Here is a 768-nt window from a genome sequence, read left to right as displayed (position 1 = left end):
CTTGCGCTTGCTGAGACAGACTGGCTCAGGCTTACTGATGCTGAAGCACTTGCGCTTGCTGAGACAGACTGGCTGGTGCTCAGTGACGCTGAAGCACTTGCGCTTGTTGAGATAGACTGGCTGGCGCTCAATGAAGTTGAAGCACTTGCACTTGTTGAAACGGATTGACTCAAGCTCAATGACGCTGAAGCAGACTCGCTTGTTGAAACGGATTGACTCAAGCTTACTGATGCTGAAGCACTGGCACTTACTGAGACAGACTGGCTCAGGCTTACTGATGCTGAAGCACTTGCGCTTGCTGAGACAGACTGGCTGGTGCTCAGTGACGCTGAAGCACTTGCGCTTGTTGAGATAGACTGGCTGGCGCTCAATGAAGCTGAGGCACTTGCACTTACTGAGACAGACTGGCTGGTGCTCAATGAGGTTGAAGCTGAGGCACTTGTTGAAACGGATTGACTCAAGCTTACTGATGCTGAAGCACTTGCACTTACTGAGACAGACTGGCTGGTGCTCAATGAGGTTGAAGCTGAGGCACTTGTTGAAACGGATTGACTCAAGCTTACTGATGCTGAAGCACTGGCACTTACTGAGACAGACTGGCTCAGGCTTACTGATGCTGAAGCACTTGCGCTTGCTGAGACAGACTGGCTGGTGCTCAGTGACGCTGAAGCACTTGCGCTTGTTGAGATAGACTGGCTGGCGCTCAATGAAGCTGAGGCACTTGCACTTACTGAGACAGACTGGCTGGTGCTCAATGAGGTTGAAGCT

2 protein-coding genes are annotated in these 768 nt (G+C 51.6%); both read left to right on the top strand.

The window, feature by feature from the left end:
- Nucleotides 1–130 precede the first annotated feature (130 nt).
- A complete protein-coding gene (locus D8790_RS10655) occupies nt 131–355 on the top strand; it encodes a hypothetical protein (RefSeq protein WP_185761953.1) in 225 nt (74 codons plus the stop codon).
- Between the two features lie 15 nt (nt 356–370).
- A complete protein-coding gene (locus D8790_RS10650; protein WP_185761952.1) occupies nt 371–691 on the top strand; it encodes a hypothetical protein in 321 nt (106 codons plus the stop codon).
- Nucleotides 692–768 lie beyond the last annotated feature (77 nt).

The organism is Streptococcus cristatus (assembly GCF_003943535.1).
Taxonomy (GTDB): domain Bacteria; phylum Bacillota; class Bacilli; order Lactobacillales; family Streptococcaceae; genus Streptococcus; species Streptococcus cristatus_L.
The sequence above is the reverse complement of the archived record's forward strand: the minus strand, read 5'-3'. Positions and strand labels throughout refer to the sequence as shown.